Below are 1,007 nucleotides of genomic sequence, written 5' to 3'. Positions count from 1 at the left end.
GTATTTATATCCCTTGATAAATTAGAACATATATTTTTAGCTAAGTTATATACCTTGCTTTTTTCATCATATACCCATACCTCAACTCCTTTGGCAGCTTTATTAGTTGCAGCGTTCATATGTAGACTTACAAAGTAGTCACAGTTTTCWTTATTAGCCTTATTACTTCTGTAATCTAGTGAAAAGTATAAGTCTGTATCACGTGTAGTTATTACTTTTTCACCTGCTTTTTCTAGGTTAGCTTTTATCAACCTTCCTATTTTTAATACTGTATCGCTTTCTTTTGTTTGRTTAGTGCCAACTGCACCAGAGTCTTTTCCTCCATGTCCAAAATCTAAATACCATTTYATAGGGTTTACCTCCTAATGTAGTTTTACCAATAGTTTAAGGGATTTTATTTGAAATTAAATATTAAAATATTTAAAGAATTTAGTAGGAGCTAGATGTGTATTTATCGAATATATATTGTAGGATTATAAGATATGGAGGTGCTTTATGTTAGAGTATTTAACTAAGGATGATTTGCCTGAGGGAGTTATTGATGTGGTTGATGTTATAGGTATGGATGCTTTTAAAAGTTTGGTTAAGTTTGCTGGTGGTGGTAATTTGTATATTCCTAATGAGGCAAGTCTTGTTAAGGGTGTTAGAAATAGAATGATTAGGGATAGTTTTGATGGGGATTATAGGAAGGTTTCAAGAAGATTTGGAATTAGTACAGCACAGGTTAGAAATATTGTCAATTATAAGTAATAAAATACCCTGTCAAAAATACCGACGGGGTTTTGTTGTTTATCTATTACTTATAATCCTTATTAAAAGTGGGAAAAAATATTATATATTTAAACGATAATAAGGAGTTGTAAAAATTGGACAATATATGTCAACTGTGCGATAGAAAAGTAGATAAACTAACAAAACATCATTTACTACCTAGAGAAGAAGGTGGAAATGAAGAACATATATCTTATATATGTTCAGATTGCCATAGACAAATACATGCTTTATAT

General features: G+C 30.3%; 2 protein-coding genes. One reads left to right on the top strand and one right to left on the bottom strand.

Annotated features, from left to right (window positions below; translation table 11 throughout):
- Window positions 1-350, bottom strand: a 350-nt coding sequence (locus G3997_RS05265) for an N-acetylmuramoyl-L-alanine amidase family protein (protein WP_296649419.1), incomplete at its 3' end; no start/stop codon positions are given.
- A 145-nt stretch (window positions 351-495) separates the two neighbouring features.
- Here G3997_RS05265 and G3997_RS05260 point away from each other — a divergent pair.
- Window positions 496-750 carry a Mor transcription activator family protein gene (locus G3997_RS05260; RefSeq protein ID WP_296644044.1) on the top strand — a complete coding sequence of 85 codons (255 nt, stop codon included), beginning with the start codon at window positions 496-498 and terminating at the stop codon, window positions 748-750.
- The last annotated feature ends 257 nt before the right edge of the window (window positions 751-1,007 follow it).

The sequence above is a fragment of the Romboutsia sp. 13368 genome, from assembly GCF_018336475.1.
GTDB lineage: Bacteria > Bacillota > Clostridia > Peptostreptococcales > Peptostreptococcaceae > Romboutsia.
The sequence above is the reverse complement of the archived record's forward strand: the minus strand, read 5'-3'. Positions and strand labels throughout refer to the sequence as shown.

Coding starts and splice junctions, on each gene's coding strand:
- G3997_RS05260 (WP_296644044.1), top strand. CDS start 496: ATGTTAGAGTATTTAACTAAGGATGATTTGCCTGAGGGAGTTATTGAT.